We start from the raw sequence: 18,825 nt of genomic DNA, 5'->3' as shown, positions 1-18,825 counted from the left end.
ACGAGTTTTAAATACGGAACCGAGAATCTGATGAGTGACTATAAATCAACCCTGAATTTGCCGGAAACAGGGTTCCCGATGCGCGGCGATCTCGCCAAGCGTGAACCGGGAATGCTGGCGCGTTGGACTGATGATGACCTGTACGGCATCATTCGTGCGGCCAAAAAAGGCAAAAAAACCTTCATTCTGCATGATGGCCCTCCTTATGCGAATGGCAGCATTCATATTGGTCACTCGGTTAACAAGATTCTGAAAGACATTATCGTGAAGTCCAAAGGACTCACGGGCTATGACTCGCCGTACGTTCCGGGCTGGGACTGCCACGGTCTGCCTATCGAGCTCAAAGTAGAGCAGGAATATGGCAAGCCGGGCGAGAAGTTCACCGCCGCTGAGTTCCGCGCCAAGTGCCGTGAATACGCCGCTACGCAGGTTGACGGACAGCGTAAAGACTTTATCCGTCTTGGTGTGCTGGGCGACTGGTCGCATCCGTACCTGACCATGGACTTCAAAACCGAAGCCAACATCATTCGCGCGCTGGGTAAGATCATCGGTAACGGTCATCTGCATAAAGGTGCGAAGCCGGTTCACTGGTGCGTTGACTGCCGTTCCGCGCTGGCGGAAGCGGAAGTTGAGTATTACGACAAAACCTCCCCGTCCATCGACGTGGCGTTCCACGCTGTCGATCAGGATGCGGTGAAAGCGAAATTTGGCGTTTCTGACGTCAACGGCCCGATCTCACTGGTTATCTGGACTACCACCCCGTGGACGTTACCAGCGAACCGCGCAATCTCCCTGGCACCTGATTTTGACTATGCGCTGGTACAGATTGACGGTCAGGCCGTGATTCTGGCGAAAGATCTGGTTGAAAGCGTCATGCAGCGTATTGGCGCGGCTGAATACACCATTCTCGGCACCGTGAAAGGCGCTGAGCTGGAACTGCTGCGCTTTACCCACCCGTTTATGGGTTTTGACGTGCCGGCGATCCTGGGCGATCACGTTACGCTGGATGCGGGTACCGGGGCGGTACATACCGCGCCTGGCCACGGCCCGGACGACTATGTCATCGGTCAAAAATACGGTCTGGAAGTGGCGAACCCGGTGGGTCCGGATGGCGCTTACCTGGCGGGAACCTACCCGACCTTGGACGGTGTGAACGTTTTTAAAGCCAACGATATTGTTGTCGCTCTGCTGAGCGAAAAAGGCGCGCTGCTGCACGTTGAAAAAATGCAGCACAGCTACCCATGCTGCTGGCGCCACAAATCGCCGATCATCTTCCGTGCAACGCCGCAGTGGTTTGTTAGCATGGATCAGAAAGGCCTGCGCGCGCAGTCGCTAAAAGAGATCAAAGGCGTGCAGTGGATCCCGGACTGGGGCCAGGCGCGTATTGAATCGATGGTTGCCAACCGTCCTGACTGGTGTATCTCCCGTCAGCGTACGTGGGGTGTGCCGATGTCTCTGTTTGTCCACAAAGACACCGAAGAACTGCATCCGCGCGCTATCGAACTGATGGAAGAAGTGGCCAAACGCGTTGAAGTTGACGGCATCCAGGCGTGGTGGGATCTCGATCCGAAAGATATTCTCGGCGACGAAGCTGACCAGTATGTCAAAGTCCCGGATACGCTGGACGTATGGTTCGATTCTGGTTCAACCCACTCATCCGTCGTGGATGTGCGTCCTGAGTTTGCAGGGCATGCGGCAGATATGTATCTGGAAGGTTCTGACCAGCATCGCGGCTGGTTCATGTCATCTCTGATGATCTCCACCGCCATGAAAGGCAAAGCGCCATACCGTCAGGTACTGACCCACGGTTTCACCGTTGATGGGCAGGGGCGCAAAATGTCCAAGTCTATCGGCAATACCGTTTCTCCGCAGGACGTGATGAACAAACTGGGCGCGGATATTCTGCGTCTATGGGTCGCTTCAACCGACTACACCGGCGAAATGGCCGTTTCTGACGAAATCCTGAAACGTGCTGCCGACAGCTATCGTCGTATCCGTAACACCGCGCGCTTCCTGCTGGCGAACCTGAACGGGTTCGATCCGGTAAAAGATATGGTGAAACCGGAAGATATGGTGGTGCTGGATCGCTGGGCGGTAGGTTGCGCGCAAGCGGCGCAGGAAGAGATCCTGAAAGCTTACGAAGCCTATGACTTCCACGAAGTGGTACAGCGCCTGATGCGCTTCTGCTCCGTAGAAATGGGTTCGTTCTACCTCGACATCATTAAAGACCGCCAGTACACCGCGAAAGCCGACAGTGTGGCGCGTCGTAGCTGCCAGACCGCGCTGTTCCATATTGCAGAAGCCCTAGTTCGCTGGATGGCGCCGATCATGTCCTTCACCGCAGATGAAATCTGGGGTTACCTGCCGGGCGAGCGTGAGAAGTACGTCTTTACCGGTGAGTGGTATGAAGGCCTGTTTGGCTTAGGCGAAACCGAAGCGATGAACGATGCCTACTGGGACGAACTGCTGAAAGTGCGTGGCGAAGTGAACAAGGTCATCGAGCAGGCGCGTGCGGATAAGAAAGTCGGCGGTTCTCTGGAAGCGGCAGTGACCCTGTACGCTGAACCTGAACTGGCGGCGAAACTGACCGCATTGGGCGAAGAGTTGCGTTTTGTACTGCTGACCTCTGGTGCGACGGTTGCGGATTTTGCAGCGGCTCCTGCTGATGCTCAGCAGAGCGAACTGCTCAAAGGTCTGAAAATAGTACTGAGCAAAGCCGAAGGTGAGAAATGTCCGCGCTGCTGGCATTACACTACCGACGTCGGCCAGGTGGCGGAACATGCAGATATCTGCGGACGCTGTGTCAGCAACATCGCCGGTGATGGCGAACAACGTAAGTTTGCCTGATGAGTAAGCCTCTTTGTTCAACAGGACTACGCTGGCTGTGGCTGGTGGTAGTCGTGCTGATTATCGATTTAGGCAGCAAATACCTGATCCTCCAGAACTTTGCTCTGGGGGATACGGTGTCGCTGTTTCCATCGCTTAATCTGCACTATGCGCGTAACTATGGCGCGGCGTTTAGCTTCTTAGCTGACAGCGGTGGCTGGCAACGTTGGTTCTTTGCCGGTATCGCTATCGGAATTTGTGTCATTCTGATGGTGATGATGTATCGCTCTAAGGCGACGCAGAAGCTAAATAACATCGCGTATGCGTTAATCATTGGCGGTGCGCTGGGCAATCTGTTTGATCGCCTGTGGCACGGTTTCGTGGTTGATATGATTGACTTTTACGTTGGTGACTGGCATTTCGCGACATTCAACCTTGCCGATACGGCGATCTGTATCGGTGCGGCATTGATTGTTCTGGAAGGCTTCTTACCGTCGAAAGAGAAAAAAGCCGCATAAAAAAATGCCGGATGGCGCTATGCTAATCCGGCCGACAATTTACTGCGATCCTTGTAGGCCCGGTAAGCGTAGCGCCACCGGGCAGACAGGCGGCAGCAATTTTAAAGAGCAACCTGCATGTCTAAATCAGTACAGAGTAACAGTGCGGTGCTGGTGCACTTCACCCTTAAGCTCGACGATGGCTCCACCGCAGAGTCAACCCGCAATAACGGCAAGCCTGCGCTGTTTCGCCTGGGCGACGGTTCTCTGTCTGAAGGGCTGGAGCAACACCTGCTGGGGCTAAAAGAAGGCGATAAAACCACTTTTGCTCTGGAGCCGGATGCCGCCTTTGGCGTGTCAAGTCCGGACTTAATTCAGTATTTCTCGCGTCGGGAATTTATGGACGCGGGTGAGCCAGAAATTGGCGCTATCATGCTCTTTACCGCAATGGACGGCAGTGAGATGCCAGGCGTGATCCGCGAAATCAATGGTGACTCGATCACGGTCGATTTCAACCATCCGCTGGCTGGGCATACCGTTCATTTTGATATTGAAGTGCTGGAAGTCGAACCGGCACTGGAGGCGTAAAATGCAGATCCTGTTGGCCAACCCGCGCGGTTTTTGCGCTGGCGTAGACCGCGCTATCAGCATTGTCGAAAACGCGTTGGCTATTTACGGCGCGCCGATTTATGTCCGTCATGAAGTGGTACATAACCGCTATGTGGTGGATAGCCTGCGCGAGCGCGGGGCCATTTTTATTGAGCAAATCAGCGAAGTGCCGGATGGCGCGATCCTGATCTTCTCTGCCCACGGCGTGTCTCAGGCGGTGCGTAACGAAGCCAAAGGCCGCGACCTCACGGTTTTTGATGCAACCTGTCCGCTGGTAACGAAAGTGCATATGGAAGTTGCCCGCGCCAGCCGTCGTGGCGAAGAGTCGATTCTGATTGGTCATGCCGGTCACCCGGAAGTCGAAGGCACGATGGGGCAGTACAGTAACCCGCAAGGGGGAATGTACCTGGTTGAATCACCGGAAGACGTGCTGAAACTGAATGTGAAAAATGAAGGCAAATTATCCTTCATGACGCAGACCACACTCTCCGTTGATGATACCTCTGACGTCATTGACGCACTGCGCCAACGTTTCCCGAAAATTGTCGGGCCGCGCAAAGATGATATCTGTTATGCCACCACCAACCGTCAGGAAGCGGTCCGTGCGCTGGCGGAACAGGCCGATGTGGTGCTGGTGGTCGGCTCGAAAAACTCCTCTAACTCCAACCGTCTGGCTGAACTGGCCCAGCGAATGGGGAAAGCGGCGTATTTGATTGACGATGCGACCGATATCCAGGAAGCATGGGTGAAAGAAGCCAGGTGCGTGGGCGTGACGGCTGGAGCCTCAGCGCCGGATATCCTGGTGCAAAACGTGATTGCTCGTCTGCAGGAGCTTGGCGGTGGGGAAGCTATTCCGCTGGAAGGCCGTGAAGAAAACATCGTTTTCGAAGTGCCGAAAGAGCTGCGTGTGGATGTTCGTGAAGTAGAGTAAGTCTTTCAGGTTACGATTATGAGAAGATGCCAGACTTAACGTCTGGCATTTTTTTATGGAGAAACCATGCGCTTACCGATCATTCTTGATACCGATCCCGGCATTGATGATGCCGCCGCTATTGCCGCTGCGCTGTTTGCCCCTGAGCTGGATCTGCAAATGATGACTACTGTCGCAGGCAATGTGTCGGTGGAAAAAACTACCCGTAATGCGTTGCAACTGCTGCACTTTTGGAATGCGGATATTCCGCTGGCGCAGGGGGCATCAATGCCGTTGGTGCGACCGCTGCGTGATGCCGCTTCCGTACACGGTGAGTCCGGTATGGAAGGGTATGATTTTGTCGAGCACGGCCGCCACGCGATGGCAAAACCCGCCTTCCAGGCCATTCGCGATGTGCTGATGCACGCCTCACAGCCCATGACGCTGGTGGCAATTGGCCCCCTGACAAATATTGCGCTGCTGCTGACTCATTATCCTGAATGCGTGTTCAACATTAAGCGCCTGGTGATTATGGGCGGTTCTGCCGGGCGGGGAAACTTCACGCCAAACGCCGAGTTTAATATTGCTATCGACCCCGAGGCCGCCGCGAAAGTCTTCCAGAGCGGGCTGGAGATTGTGATGTGTGGGTTGGATGTCACTAATCAGGCCATGCTCGCCCCGGACTACCTGGCGACGTTGCCTCAGCTTAACCAGACGGGAAAAATGCTGCACGCGCTGTTCAGCCATTATCGTAGTGGCAGTATGAATACGGGGCTGCGCATGCACGATCTGTGCGCTATTGCCTGGCTGGTGCGCCCGGAGCTGTTTACCCTGCAACCATGCTTCGTGGCGGTTGAAACCCAGGGCGAGTATACCTCGGGTACGACGGTGGTGGACATTGAAGGACGTTTAGGTCATCAGGCAAATGCGCAGGTCGCGCTGGGGCTGGACGTTGAGGGATTTCAGCAGTGGGTGGCAGAGGTACTGGCGCTGGCCCCGTGAGGTTGTGATCCGGTCCGCAATATGCGGACAGAATTAGCAGGTTAATCGATTAATCTGCTAATCTGATGTTGTTGTTCTCCTCGGGCCGGAGACACATATGAACCTTTCTTTTATCCAGCCACCGCAGGTGGCGTGGGCAAGCGGCGCTTTAGCCGATGGCCCATTATTGCGTAAATCCACCCGTATTCAGGATCTTACTGACGTTTTTGCCGATGAAATCGCCCGTCAACAGTTGACCGGCGAGCAGGTTGTGTATGACGTTGAAATGCTGGATACGTCTCCCGCTGAAGGCGAACTCTATACCGGCGTTACTCATCTTTATCCTGGCCGGGTTGGTTGCGAATATTTTATGACTCGCGGGCATTTCCATGCGCGCCGCGAACAGGGGGAAGTCTATTTTGGCCTGCGTGGCAAGGGCCTGCTGTTGCTGCAGACTGAACAGGGCGACGCGCGGTTGGAAAAGGTATTCGCCGGATCTGTCCACATCATCCCCGGTTTTACCGCGCACCGGTTAATCAACACCGGGGAAGAGGTGCTGTCGGCGCTCGCCGTATGGCCAGGAATTGCGGGTCATGATTATGCGGCGCTCACCAGGGGCTTCAGAATAAGAGTCTTTGAGGAGAATAAGACGGTCCAGGCGAAGGAGGTACAGAATGGCTGACTTAGCACATTCTTACGGCCTGGATATGACGGTCCATCATCACCCACTTGGTTTTAGCTATGGGGACGACGTTACCGGACCGATGCCAGAGATTCGTCAACTCGATCACATTCGTGCCTCGCTGCGCGATCCGCACTGTGAAGGACCGCAGGAGGTGTATGCCATTGCGATGGATGTTGCGCGAATGCAGGATCGCGAAGAATTGAAAAAGCGGATGCTGCTGTTTGGCGTGGTTACCTATGCAGCGGGAAGGTTGGGGAAAGAACCGGTGCGTAGTCAGGGACATGTTCATCGTATCAGTCAGCACAGCGGCTGGTCTCCGCCGGAGCTTTACGAAATCTGGCAGGGAAAAGCGATCATTTATATGCAGGAATATGTTGAGGATGACCCTGGCCGGTGTTTTGCCGTCATTGCCGGACCGGGAGAGAAAGTGCTGGTACCGCCCGGCTGGGGACATGCGACCATCTCCGCAGACCCGGATGTACCATTAACCTTTGGCGCGTGGTGCGATCGTGAATATGGTTTTGAGTACGACGCCGTGCGTGCACATAAAGGATTGGCATGGTATCCGCTACTGCAGGGCAACAACATTATCTGGCAGCATAATCCCCGTTATATTCCCGGACGACTGCAGGCCGTAACGCCCCGGCAATATACGGAGTTCTCGATTACTTCCGCGCCTGTTTACCAGCAATTCATCGAGGATCCAGCGCGCTTTCAATTTATCTCGCATCCGGACAAACACCCCGAGCTGTGGCAAAACTTTCATCCATAAAAAACCGGGGCATCGCCCCGGTTGTAATGTTTTCTGTGTATTAACCCGCAAACAGGCCCGTAGCGACGCCAAGAGCGGCCAGAATCAGCAGTAAAATCATCGCTTTCACTGGTGATACACCGCGCTTGGCCATCAGATACCAGGTGCCAAGCACCACAACCAGCGGCAGTAACTGCGGGAAGATACCGTCCAGCATCTGCTGAACGTGAATGTTCACCCCATCTTTAGTGATAAATTCCAGCCCGGTGCCAAGCTTCACGTAGCTTGCCGCTACGCCTCCCATGACAAATACTCCCAGCAGCGATAACGCTTCACGCAGACGGGCAGATTTGCTACTCACCAGCATTTCCACCGAGCCAGATCCCATTTTGTAACCTTTCAGGAACAGGAACCACGAACCAGGAATGATGATGGCCAGCCAGGCAACGGTATAAAACAGCGGTCCCAGAATGTTACCGCCGGCCGCCAGGGCCATGCCGATACTGAGCAGGATAGGGATCAACATCCCAGGGATCATGGAATCGCCGATCCCGGCGATCGGGCCCATCAGGCCAACCTTCAGGGTATTAATGGTCTCGCCATCGATCGGCTCACCGTTCGCTTTTTTCTCCTCCAGCCCCAGCACCATACCATTTACGATTGCGCCAATCTGAGGTTCCGTATTATAGAACGAGGCGTGGCGGCGCAGCATTTCAGTACATTGGGCTGGATCGGGATAGAGTTTTTTTGCCACCGGAAGCATGCTCAGACAAAAGCCAAAAGATTCCAGACGTTCAAAGCTCATCGATGACAAGTTGTGCATCATCCATGCACGCCAGCAGCGGCGAAGATCTTTACGCGTAAGTGTACGTTCTTCCATCAGAATTCATCCTCATCATCATCCACAACCGACTTTGCATTCGCGGTCTGCTGTGGTTCCGGTTTGTAGTTGTAATGGATCAACGCCAACAGCGAACCGACGATCACCAGCGCGACCATGTTGAGTTTTAAAAAGACGATGCAGACAAAACCCACGAGAAAGTAGATCAACATGGTGTAGTTTTTGATGATCTGTTTCAGCAAAATCGCGATCCCGACGGCGGGTAAAATGCCGCCCAGTACGTTCATCGTCGACAAGACAATTTTCGGCAAACTGTCCATAAAACCGCTGATGTATTGCGCCCCAAAGTAGACTGCAATAAAGGTCGGTACAAAACGCAGGACAAAGTTTGTTACCTGTGGCCAGATGGCGCTGTTCAGGTAAATACCGCGTTCGTCGCCTCGTTCCAGCGCCACATCTGCCCGGTGATTCCAGAAGGAATTCAGTACCATCATCGCGTTAAACAAAATGGTTCCGGCGATACCGATAGTGGCTGCCAGCGCGACCGCAACCTCGGGGCCTTTTCCTGAAAGGATACCTAAAGCAATTGCCGGGTAAGCAACAAAGTTGAGATCGGCCGGCATCGAACCGCCGGGCGTTACCATCGCGATATACACTGCCTGAACCGCGACGCCAATCATGATTCCGGTTTTAATGTCGCCGAGGATAATCCCGACCAACATTCCGGAAATCAGTGGGCGGGTGATCAGATACCAGCCGCCGGTCAGTCCCAGAAGCCAGGGGCTGCTGAGGGCGCCGAGATAGCAAAGTATGCCAATCAACGTAGCTTCGATAATCATCGTACGCTCCTTATTTCAGCTTCTGGCGTGCGTCCTGCCAGCTGTAGCTACTGGCATCAGGAACCAGGCGAAACTCAACCAGATGTCCATGCTGCGTCAGCCAGTCAAAGGCGGCAATTTCATCCCCGTTGACCGACTGATTCGGGCCGATGGTGGTCGTATCAGCACGAGCACTCATTGGACCCACATTAATCTTGCCGTTGGCATTTTTCAGGCTGATACCCGCTTCTTCAATGCGCTTGAGCGTGACGGGAGATTTGCCAATGACGAAATAACGCTTTTCGCTGGCAATGACTTTCGGCAATTTTTCAATCGCGGTAGCCGTATCAAATAACCAGACTTTAGTGTCCTGTACGGCGCCTTTCATCACCGAGGAGAGCAGAGGGTCGGCCGCGACGGCGTCGTCTATAGCGACAATCCCGTCACAGGGCAGCTCTTTGGCCCAACGTGTCACGAGCTGCCCATGAATTACGCGGTCATCGATACGTACAAAAGAAATACTCATAATGGTTTCCTTTAAAAATCGTCGGACTGAACGGATAAAACCGGGGCGGCTTTAATCAGCGTGGGTACTGTTAACGCCAACAGCTCGACGGCTGCGGCATGAACATCCGTTAAATGGCAGATCTCCTCACTTTGTAACAGCATCGGGAAATTAACGCCCGCGACGACAGCAACGGGAGGAACCGTTTGTGCAGAAAACGCATGATGGCAGGCGACATTCCACGGCGTACCGCTTTGCATGTCACACAGCACCAGAACGCCGTCAGCGTCTTTTCCCGCACTCGCGAGAACCTGAGTGAACGTCTGTTTAAACCCTTCGATACCCGCCTGTTCACTCAGCGTGACGGGGAAAACGTGCGGTAATTCTCCATAAACCATACGACCGCTGGCGAGAAGCGCTTCCGCCAGGGGACCATGGGTGGCAACAATAACGTTAATCATGCGCTTATCCTCTAACCCAGGCTTTAATCGTGGCGAGCTGTTGACCGATGCCTTTGCCAAAAGGCGAAATGCGATACTCTCCTACGGCGGCTGGGATGATAAAGGTCTCTGCATAGTTGACGACGAACGGGGGAAATGCGCCGTTCGGGCTTTCGACAACGGCCTGCGCGCCTTCGACCAGGTTCAGGACGTTGACGCCGCCATGGGTATGGTGAGTGACGGGCGCCGTAAACCAGTGGCGACGCGTTTCGATAAATTCGCGTTCGTGCATCCCGGTTCTTTCTTCCCGCCAACCGTCACCTTCAGCGATGGGTTCAATACGGTTGATCAGGTTGTCGTGCACCCATTGCGTGTCGCGCTGCCAGTCAATAACCTGCTGACCGTGATCAAGATGCACTGGGCGCGGTAAGCCGTCTAAGCCTAAACGACCCCAGTCCCACAGCTTGAAGGTGAAAATATAAGGTGTTGCGCTGATCTCCAGCACCATGGTTCCTGCTCCCGAGCAATGTACGGTGCCGGCGGGGATCAGGAAGTGATCATGTTTATGCGCGGGGATCTGATTCACGAATCGCTCATCATCAAAGATTTTTTCGCCACGTCCTGCGGCCCGGAGATCATCGAGCATATCCTGCGGTGCGATCCCAGTTTTTGTCCCGAGATACACCACGGCCCCCGGTTCGGCTTCGAGAATGTAATAGCTCTCATCCTGGGTATAGTGCATACCAAACTGCTGCTGTATGTATTCGGTGAGCGGATGAACCTGGAAGCTCAAATTCTGCCCGCCAATGGTGTCAAGGAAGTCAAAACGGATCGGGAATTCCGCGCCAAAGCGCGCGTGAACTTTTTCACCCAGCAGGGGGCGCGGATAAGTTAATACCAGGTCCTGAGAAGGGATCTCGATCCGCACGTTGCCAAAACGCAGTAACAGGCTGTTTTCCTCGGGCACGCAATCAAAACACCACGCGTAATTGGGGGCTGAGGGATCGAGATCGAAGTGTTGTTTCATCCATTGGCCGCCCCAGACGCCAGGGTCAAAGAAAGGGGCAACGCGAAACGGTTGTTCGGTTGTTTGTTGCAGGCCAGCGCGTAGCGCGTCACCGCTGACCATCGCGGGATTACTTTCTACCGTGGTATCAAGCAAATAATCGGCGCGTTTGAGTAACGGTGTTTTGTGTCTGTCGAATACCCGCCATTCAATGAAAAAAGCACGTTTGTAACGACGAAGAATATCTTCATCCTGGTTTTCTGCCCCCCAGTTTCCCAGCCCGTCATGGCGCATACGCTGTTGAATTTCCCAACGGGGAAGATCGGCATAAACCAGTATGTCACCAGAATGTGCCAGCGCAGCGCCAGAGCCGTACACCACGACAAGCCCTTCGGTAACGGCATCAATTTGTTGGCGGAGCTGGCGGAGTTTATTGCTATCAAAAAACTCATCCAGATGGTGGCAGGAGAGAACACCAAATACGCGATCGTCGGTCAGGTTGCGCGCCAGTAAATGATGCAGGGCCTGCTCATCGCGGCGGGCGGATTCAATATTCAGCACCAGTGCGGCATCTAACGTCGTAACGAGCTGTTGCTCCAGCTCGTCAAGCCGCACGCCCGGATAGCAATCGACGATCAATACGGTTTTTGCTGCATCAGAAACTCTGGCGTTAAGCACTGAATGGATCGACGACCACCCCTGCCAGGCGTGGTTGTCATAGCCCTGAACGGTAACCTCAGGGAATTTATTATAAGTTGTATGCATTTTCTGTCTCCGTGTTGGCTTATTTAAGATTAATCGATTAACCTTATTTTCATAGTGTGGTTAACGCGATTAACCCGCCATAATCTGAAACCAGTGCGATGAAAAGCACGCTGGCGTGATGTGAATCACACGTAAAAAGGCATTATTTCGGTTATTCGATTAACCTTTGAAAAAAACAGGAGAAGTCATGACCACAGTCACGCTGGCGCAGGTTGCTGAACGCGCGGGAGTGTCCACGGCAACCGTTTCAATGGTGCTGCGTAACCGGGGACGCATTTCTCAGGCAACACGTGACCGGGTACTTAAAGCGCTGGACGATGCTGGCTACGTTTATAATCAAACCGCTGCTAATCTGCGTAACCGGAGCAGTAATCAGGTTGGATTGTTGTTACACGACATCACTAACCCTTTTTATGGTGAGATGACAGCAGGGCTAAGCCATGAGATGGAGCGGCATGACCTGCTGTTGTTTCTGGCAAACAGCGAAGAGTCAGGAGAACGGCAGCAAAAATTTGTCGACTCATTAATGCGCAATAATGCCTGCGGGATGGTGCTCTGCGCGGCGCGCGAAACACCGACATCCTTTTTTGAAGCACTGAAAAGGCGCAATATTCCTGCCATCATGGTGGTCCGCCCCCTCAGCGATCCTGATTTTGATTTTGTGGGAACGGATAACTTTCTTGGTACGCAAATGGCCACTACTCATTTAGTCAGAATGGGGCATAAGAATATTGCGTTTATTGGGGGGAGCCCAAGTTCAGGTAGCCGGGCACAGCGTATCGGTGGCTTCACCAGCACGTTGCTGGAGCAGGGGATATCACCGAATCCGGAATGGATAGTCGCCACGCAGGCCAGCCAAATTGACGGCGCAAAAGCGGCGGAGTCTCTTTTTCTGCGTTTCCCGCAAATTACCGCCGCCGTTTGTTATCAGGACATCGTAGCGCTTGGGGTCATGCAGGCATTACGTAAAATGGGGCGTGAACCGGGGCGCGATTTTGCGCTGGTGGGATTCGATGACATCACCGAAGCGGCGCTGGTGCAACCAGCGCTTACTACCGTCTCAGTGGCCGCAAAAGAGATTGGTCGCAAGGCTGGAGAGCTGCTTTATAGCCGCATTCAGGGAAATGACGAACCACCGAAACGCATTATTCTGCCACCTGCGCTGGTAGTCAGAGAATCATGTGGTTTTTGCTGATCGTCATGCCTTTTACTGATATCTCTGCCTGTTTATCATTAAATTCTAATTATCGACGTTTTGGGCTGGCGGCGCAGCGATGCGCTGGTTAATCTGAAAACGATTTACGTAAAATTAACAAAAGAGAATAGCTATGCATGATGCACAAATCCGCGTTGCCATCGCGGGAGCCGGAGGACGCATGGGGCGTCAGTTGATTCAGGCCACTCTCGGCATGGATGGCGTACAGCTCGGCGCGGCGCTGGAGCGTGACGGTTCTTCCTTATTAGGAAGCGATGCAGGAGAGTTGGCGGGAGCCGGGAAAACGGGCGTAACCGTACAAAGTAGCCTTGAAGCGGTGAAAGATGATTTCGATGTTTTCATCGATTTTACCCGCCCGGAAGGCACGCTGGCGCATCTGGCGTTTTGCCGCCAGCACGGTAAAGGGATGGTGATTGGCACCACCGGCTTTGATGACACAGGTAAACAGGCTATTCGCGATGCCGCGCAGGAGATTGCTATTGTTTTCGCCGCGAACTTTAGCGTGGGTGTGAATGTCATGCTGAAGCTACTGGAGAAGGCGGCGAAAGTGATGGGTGATTACACCGATATTGAGATTATCGAAGCGCACCACCGCCACAAGGTGGATGCGCCGTCAGGCACTGCGCTGGCCATGGGCGAGGCGATTGCTGGGGCGCTGGATAAAGATCTGAAAGACTGCGCAGTCTATTCCCGTGAGGGTTACACTGGCGAGCGCGTACCGGGCACGATCGGTTTTGCCACGGTACGAGCGGGGGATATCGTCGGGGAACACACCGCGATGTTCGCCGATATTGGCGAGCGTATTGAGATTACGCACAAGGCGTCCAGTCGCATGACCTTTGCTAACGGTGCGGTGAGATCGGCAATTTGGCTGAAATCAAAGTCAAATGGTCTTTTTGATATGAAAGATGTGCTTAATTTACGTAATTTATAGCTTTTACTACCCTTCGTGATGTGGTTATTGTAATCATAATTAATTGATTACATGGGGCAATATTTTATTGCCCTTTAATTTTTAGTGTTTGAGTATTGTTTTTCATTTAAATGCGATTTTACCAGTTTTTTGTGGTGGTGTTTTGTTATCTGAATGTGAATTTTGACCAAATGGTCCACTTTTTACTATCGCACTTCCTGTTTTTACACTCTTTATCTGCCGCAAGCGTTTTCCATCCCAAGTTAGCTGATCTTTTTGCCTGTTAAATCGTGTGATTTATCCCAGTGGCGTAAAATAATAATAAAAAATGTCCTTTTGGGTAGACTTTTACGTGGGCTGTCTCTAGAATGCCGCCGTTTGCCAGAAATCCATAGGTAAGCAAATTTGCATTGATTCATGATGTGTAAATGAATTAATATGCAAATAAAGTGAGTGAATATTCTCTGGAGGGTGTTTTGATTAAGTCAGCGCTATTGGTTCTGGAAGACGGAACCCAGTTTCACGGTCGGGCCATAGGGGCAACAGGTTCGGCGGTTGGGGAAGTCGTTTTCAATACTTCAATGACCGGTTATCAAGAAATCCTCACTGATCCTTCCTATTCCCGCCAAATCGTCACTCTTACTTATCCTCATATCGGTAATGTCGGCACCAATGAAGCCGATGCTGAATCTTCTCAGGTACATGCGCAAGGCCTGGTCATCCGCGACCTGCCGCTGATTGCCAGCAACTTCCGCGATACCGAAGACCTCTCTTCCTACCTCAAGCGCCATAACATTGTGGCGATTGCTGATATTGATACCCGTAAGTTGACGCGTTTGCTGCGTGAAAAAGGCGCACAAAACGGTTGCATCATTGCGGGCGATAACCCGGATGCCGCGCTGGCGCTGGAAAAAGCGAAAGCATTCCCGGGCCTCAATGGTATGGACCTTGCGAAAGAAGTCACCACCGCGGAGCCGTATAGCTGGACGCAAGGTAGTTGGACGCTGGCCGGTGACCTGCCGGAAGCCAAATCTACCGATGAACTGCCGTTCCACGTTGTGGCGTACGATTTCGGCGCTAAACGTAACATTCTGCGTATGTTAGCGGACCGCGGCTGCCGCCTGACGGTGGTTCCAGCGAAAACCTCCGCTGAAGACGTTCTGAAGATGAATCCGGACGGTATCTTCCTGTCTAACGGCCCTGGTGACCCGGCACCGTGTGATTACGCGATCACGGCAATTCAAAAGTTCCTCGAAACCGATATTCCGGTATTTGGCATCTGCCTCGGCCATCAGTTGCTGGCGCTGGCGAGCGGTGCGAAGACCATCAAGATGAAGTTCGGCCATCACGGCGGTAACCACCCGGTAAAAGACATTGATAAAAATGTGGTGATGATTACCGCGCAGAACCACGGTTTTGCGGTTGATGAAACCACGCTGCCGGCTAACCTGCGCGTGACCCACAAGTCGCTGTTCGACGGCACCCTGCAAGGGATTCATCGCACCGACAAACCGGCGTTCAGTTTCCAGGGGCACCCGGAAGCGAGCCCGGGTCCGCACGATGCCGCACCGCTGTTCGACCACTTTATCGAGTTAATTGAGCAATACCGTCAGTCCGCGAAATAATCAGGAGTAAAAGAGCCATGCCAAAACGTACAGACATAAAAAGTATCCTGATTCTGGGCGCGGGTCCGATTGTTATCGGTCAGGCGTGTGAGTTTGACTATTCCGGCGCACAGGCGTGTAAAGCCCTGCGTGAAGAGGGTTACCGCGTTATTCTGGTGAACTCTAACCCGGCAACCATCATGACCGACCCGGAAATGGCCGATGCCACCTATATCGAGCCGATTCATTGGGAAGTGGTACGCAAAATTATTGAGAAAGAGCGCCCGGATGCGGTGCTGCCAACCATGGGCGGCCAGACAGCGCTGAACTGCGCGCTGGAGTTGGAGCGCCAGGGCGTACTGGCTGAGTTCGGTGTGACCATGATTGGCGCAACGGCGGATGCCATTGATAAAGCGGAAGACCGTCGTCGCTTCGATATCGCGATGAAGAAGATTGGTCTCGACACCGCGCGTTCAGGCATCGCTCACACCATGGAAGAAGCGCTGGCAGTTGCCGCTGACGTTGGCTTCCCGTGCATTATCCGTCCTAGCTTCACCATGGGTGGCACTGGCGGCGGTATCGCCTACAACCGTGAAGAGTTCGAAGAAATCTGTGAACGCGGTCTGGACCTTTCCCCAACCAACGAATTGCTGATTGATGAATCGCTGATTGGCTGGAAAGAGTACGAGATGGAAGTGGTTCGTGATAAAAACGACAACTGCATCATCGTCTGCTCCATCGAAAACTTCGACGCGATGGGCATCCATACCGGTGACTCCATCACTGTGGCGCCAGCCCAGACGTTAACCGACAAAGAATATCAAATCATGCGTAACGCCTCGATGGCGGTACTGCGTGAAATCGGCGTGGAAACCGGCGGCTCTAACGTCCAGTTTGCGGTAAACCCGAAAAACGGTCGTCTGATTGTTATTGAGATGAACCCGCGCGTGTCCCGCTCCTCAGCGCTGGCGTCCAAAGCAACCGGCTTCCCGATTGCTAAAGTCGCTGCCAAGCTGGCGGTAGGTTACACACTCGACGAGCTGATGAACGACATCACTGGCGGCCGCACTCCGGCTTCGTTTGAGCCGTCCATCGACTACGTTGTGACGAAAATTCCCCGTTTCAACTTCGAGAAATTCGTTGGCGCTAACGACCGTCTGACCACGCAGATGAAATCTGTCGGTGAAGTGATGGCGATTGGCCGTACCCAGCAGGAATCGCTGCAGAAAGCGCTGCGTGGTCTGGAAGTGGGCGCGACCGGCTTCGACCCGAAAGTAAGCCTGGACGATCCTGAAGCGCTGACCAAAATTCGCCGCGAGCTGAAAGACGCGGGTGCAGAGCGTATCTGGTATATCGCCGATGCCTTCCGCGCGGGCCTGTCCGTCGACGGCGTGTTCAACCTGACCAACATCGACCGCTGGTTCCTGGTGCAAATTGAAGAATTGGTACGCCTGGAAGAAAAAGTAGCCGACCTTGGCATCAACGGCCTCGACGCTGACTTCCTGCGCATGCTGAAACGTAAAGGTTTCGCCGATGCGCGTCTGGCGAAACTGGCCGGCGTTCGCGAAGCGGAAATTCGCAAACTGCGTGACCAGTACAATCTGCATCCGGTCTACAAGCGCGTGGATACCTGCGCAGCAGAATTTGCCACCGACACCGCCTACATGTACTCCACTTATGAAGATGAGTGTGAAGCAAATCCGTCCGTCGACCGCGATAAAATCATGGTGCTGGGCGGCGGTCCAAACCGTATCGGTCAGGGCATCGAGTTTGACTACTGCTGCGTACACGCCTCGCTGGCACTGCGCGAAGATGGTTTTGAGACCATCATGGTCAACTGTAACCCGGAAACCGTTTCTACCGACTACGACACCTCCGACCGTCTGTACTTCGAGCCGGTAACGTTGGAAGACGTACTGGAAATCGTGCGCATCGAGAAGCCGAAAGGCGTTATTGTGCAGTACGGTGGCCAGACTCCGCTGAAGCTGGCGCGCGCGCTGGAAGCAGCAGGTGTGCCGGTAATCGGTACCAGCCCGGATGCCATTGACCGTGCGGAAGACCGTGAGCGCTTCCAGCACGCGGTTGACCGTCTGAAGCTGAAACAACCGGCGAACGCCACCGTGACGGCCATTGAACAGGCTGTTGAGAAGGCGAAAGAGATTGGTTACCCGCTGGTGGTGCGCCCGTCCTACGTTCTCGGTGGTCGCGCGATGGAAATCGTCTATGACGAAGCCGACCTGCGTCGCTACTTCCAGACTGCGGTCAGCGTGTCTAACGATGCACCGGTGCTGCTGGACCGTTTCCTTGATGATGCGGTTGAAGTGGACGTGGATGCTATCTGCGACGGCGAAATGGTGCTGATTGGCGGCATCATGGAGCACATCGAACAGGCGGGCGTACACTCTGGTGACTCCGCATGTTCTCTGCCTGCGTACACGCTGAGCCAGGAAATTCAGGATGTAATGCGCCAGCAGGTGCAGAAACTGGCGTTCGAACTGCAGGTTCGCGGTCTGATGAACGTCCAGTTTGCGGTGAAGAATAACGAAGTTTACCTGATTGAAGTCAACCCGCGTGCGGCACGTACCGTTCCATTCGTCTCCAAAGCAACGGGTGTACCGTTGGCGAAAGTCGCGGCGCGCGTAATGGTCGGAAAAACGCTGGCACAGCAGGGCGTCACCAAAGAAGTTATCCCGCCATACTACTCGGTAAAAGAAGTGGTGTTGCCGTTCAACAAGTTCCCGGGCGTTGACCCGCTGTTAGGGCCTGAAATGCGCTCTACCGGGGAAGTGATGGGCGTGGGTCGTACCTTCGCAGAAGCGTTCGCCAAGGCACAGCTGGGCAGCAGCTCCACCATGAAAAAACAGGGTCGTGCACTGCTCTCCGTTCGCGAAGGCGATAAAGAGCGCGTGGTTGACCTGGCGGCGAAGCTGCTGAAGTTTGGTTTTGAGCTGGATGCAACGCACGGCACGGCAATTGTGCTGGGCGAAGCGGGTATCAACCCACGTCTGGTGAACAAGGTGCATGAAGGGCGTCCGCACATTCAGGATCGTATCAAGAATGGCGAGTACACTTACATCATCAACACCACCGAAGGTCGTCAGGCGATTGAAGACTCTAAGCTGATTCGCCGCAGCGCGCTGCAGTACAAAGTGCATTATGACACCACTTTGAACGGCGGTTTCGCGACGGCGATGGCGTTGAATGCCGATGCCACTGAGAAGGTGACCTCGGTGCAGGAAATGCACGCGCAGATCAAAAAGGCATAAGCAAAGGGGCCGGTGATAATTGCGTTAACCGGACCTGTAATATTATCTTGAAAGGGTTTCTGTAAAGAAACCCTTTTTTACCTCTCGTAAGGTCATTCCTGGCCAAATGCAGTTTCATAACCACATTTTCAATGTAATAAGCACGATATTGCTCACACTAATCAACATTCAAGTCGCATACTATCTTTTATA

The 18,825-nt window shown here is 53.6% G+C and carries 16 protein-coding genes; 11 read left to right on the top strand and 5 right to left on the bottom strand.

Features of this window, described 5'->3' with window-relative positions:
- Positions 1 to 30 precede the first annotated feature (30 nt).
- From ileS to OGY15_RS21945, 7 genes are all read left to right on the top strand, one after another.
- Positions 31 to 2,847, top strand: coding sequence for an isoleucine--tRNA ligase (ileS, locus tag OGY15_RS21975; RefSeq protein WP_187253706.1), 2,817 nt, complete (start codon positions 31 to 33; stop codon positions 2,845 to 2,847).
- Entirely contained in the window at positions 2,847 to 3,344 is a 498-nt protein-coding gene (gene lspA, locus OGY15_RS21970; protein WP_003018932.1) for a signal peptidase II, read from the top strand. Before ileS ends, lspA begins: the two co-directional genes overlap by 1 nt.
- A gap of 117 nt (positions 3,345 to 3,461) precedes the next feature.
- On the top strand, positions 3,462 to 3,911 hold the full coding sequence (gene fkpB / locus OGY15_RS21965; RefSeq protein WP_003018929.1) for an FKBP-type peptidyl-prolyl cis-trans isomerase: 450 nt from the start codon (positions 3,462 to 3,464) through the stop codon (positions 3,909 to 3,911).
- A gap of 1 nt (position 3,912) precedes the next feature.
- A complete protein-coding gene (gene ispH, locus OGY15_RS21960) occupies positions 3,913 to 4,863 on the top strand; it encodes a 4-hydroxy-3-methylbut-2-enyl diphosphate reductase (protein ID WP_151216696.1) in 951 nt (316 codons plus the stop codon).
- A 66-nt stretch (positions 4,864 to 4,929) separates the two neighbouring features.
- Positions 4,930 to 5,844, top strand: coding sequence for a ribonucleoside hydrolase RihC (rihC, locus tag OGY15_RS21955; RefSeq protein WP_286541093.1), 915 nt, complete (start codon positions 4,930 to 4,932; stop codon positions 5,842 to 5,844).
- Positions 5,845 to 5,941: 97 nt separating this feature from the next.
- Positions 5,942 to 6,505 (top strand): glucose-6-phosphate isomerase family protein, encoded by a 564-nt coding sequence (locus tag OGY15_RS21950; protein ID WP_187253707.1) that lies wholly within the window; start codon positions 5,942 to 5,944, stop codon positions 6,503 to 6,505.
- Entirely contained in the window at positions 6,498 to 7,280 is a 783-nt protein-coding gene (locus OGY15_RS21945; protein WP_286541090.1) for a glucose-6-phosphate isomerase family protein, read from the top strand. Before OGY15_RS21950 ends, OGY15_RS21945 begins: the two co-directional genes overlap by 8 nt.
- Before the next feature lie 40 nt (positions 7,281 to 7,320).
- Here OGY15_RS21945 and OGY15_RS21940 read toward each other — a convergent pair whose 3' ends face one another.
- From OGY15_RS21940 to OGY15_RS21920, 5 genes are read right to left on the bottom strand one after another with little or no spacing between them, the layout of a single operon-like run.
- Positions 7,321 to 8,139 (bottom strand): PTS system mannose/fructose/sorbose family transporter subunit IID, encoded by an 819-nt coding sequence (locus OGY15_RS21940; RefSeq protein WP_286541088.1) that lies wholly within the window; start codon positions 8,137 to 8,139, stop codon positions 7,321 to 7,323.
- Positions 8,139 to 8,939: a PTS mannose/fructose/sorbose/N-acetylgalactosamine transporter subunit IIC gene (locus OGY15_RS21935; protein ID WP_151216701.1), complete on the bottom strand. Its 801-nt coding sequence runs from the start codon at positions 8,937 to 8,939 to the stop codon at positions 8,139 to 8,141. The genes OGY15_RS21940 and OGY15_RS21935 overlap by 1 nt, the downstream gene beginning before the upstream one ends.
- Before the next feature lie 10 nt (positions 8,940 to 8,949).
- On the bottom strand, positions 8,950 to 9,444 hold the full coding sequence (locus OGY15_RS21930; RefSeq protein WP_151216702.1) for a PTS sugar transporter subunit IIB: 495 nt from the start codon (positions 9,442 to 9,444) through the stop codon (positions 8,950 to 8,952).
- 11 nt (positions 9,445 to 9,455) lie between these two features.
- A complete protein-coding gene (locus tag OGY15_RS21925; protein ID WP_151216703.1) occupies positions 9,456 to 9,884 on the bottom strand; it encodes a PTS sugar transporter subunit IIA in 429 nt (142 codons plus the stop codon).
- Positions 9,885 to 9,888: 4 nt separating this feature from the next.
- Entirely contained in the window at positions 9,889 to 11,634 is a 1,746-nt protein-coding gene (locus OGY15_RS21920) for a class I mannose-6-phosphate isomerase (protein WP_151216704.1), read from the bottom strand.
- A gap of 187 nt (positions 11,635 to 11,821) precedes the next feature.
- On the opposite strand from OGY15_RS21920, the gene OGY15_RS21915 reads away from it, so the two are divergent.
- The 4 genes from OGY15_RS21915 (at position 11,822) to carB (ending at position 18,633) form a co-directional block, all read left to right on the top strand.
- Positions 11,822 to 12,829, top strand: a complete 1,008-nt coding sequence (locus OGY15_RS21915) for a LacI family DNA-binding transcriptional regulator (RefSeq protein ID WP_151216705.1) — start codon at positions 11,822 to 11,824, stop codon at positions 12,827 to 12,829.
- 133 nt (positions 12,830 to 12,962) lie between these two features.
- A complete protein-coding gene (dapB, locus tag OGY15_RS21910; protein ID WP_151224536.1) occupies positions 12,963 to 13,784 on the top strand; it encodes a 4-hydroxy-tetrahydrodipicolinate reductase in 822 nt (273 codons plus the stop codon).
- A 455-nt stretch (positions 13,785 to 14,239) separates the two neighbouring features.
- Positions 14,240 to 15,388 carry a glutamine-hydrolyzing carbamoyl-phosphate synthase small subunit gene (carA, locus tag OGY15_RS21905; RefSeq protein ID WP_187253708.1) on the top strand — a complete coding sequence of 383 codons (1,149 nt, stop codon included), beginning with the start codon at positions 14,240 to 14,242 and terminating at the stop codon, positions 15,386 to 15,388.
- A gap of 17 nt (positions 15,389 to 15,405) precedes the next feature.
- Positions 15,406 to 18,633, top strand: coding sequence for a carbamoyl-phosphate synthase large subunit (gene carB / locus OGY15_RS21900; protein WP_151216707.1), 3,228 nt, complete (start codon positions 15,406 to 15,408; stop codon positions 18,631 to 18,633).
- The last annotated feature ends 192 nt before the right edge of the window (positions 18,634 to 18,825 follow it).

The organism is Citrobacter sp. Cu231 (assembly GCF_030332265.1).
Classification (GTDB): domain Bacteria; phylum Pseudomonadota; class Gammaproteobacteria; order Enterobacterales; family Enterobacteriaceae; genus Citrobacter; species Citrobacter meridianamericanus.
Note: the sequence above shows the minus strand (reverse complement) of the source record. Positions and strands in the feature narration are given on the sequence as shown.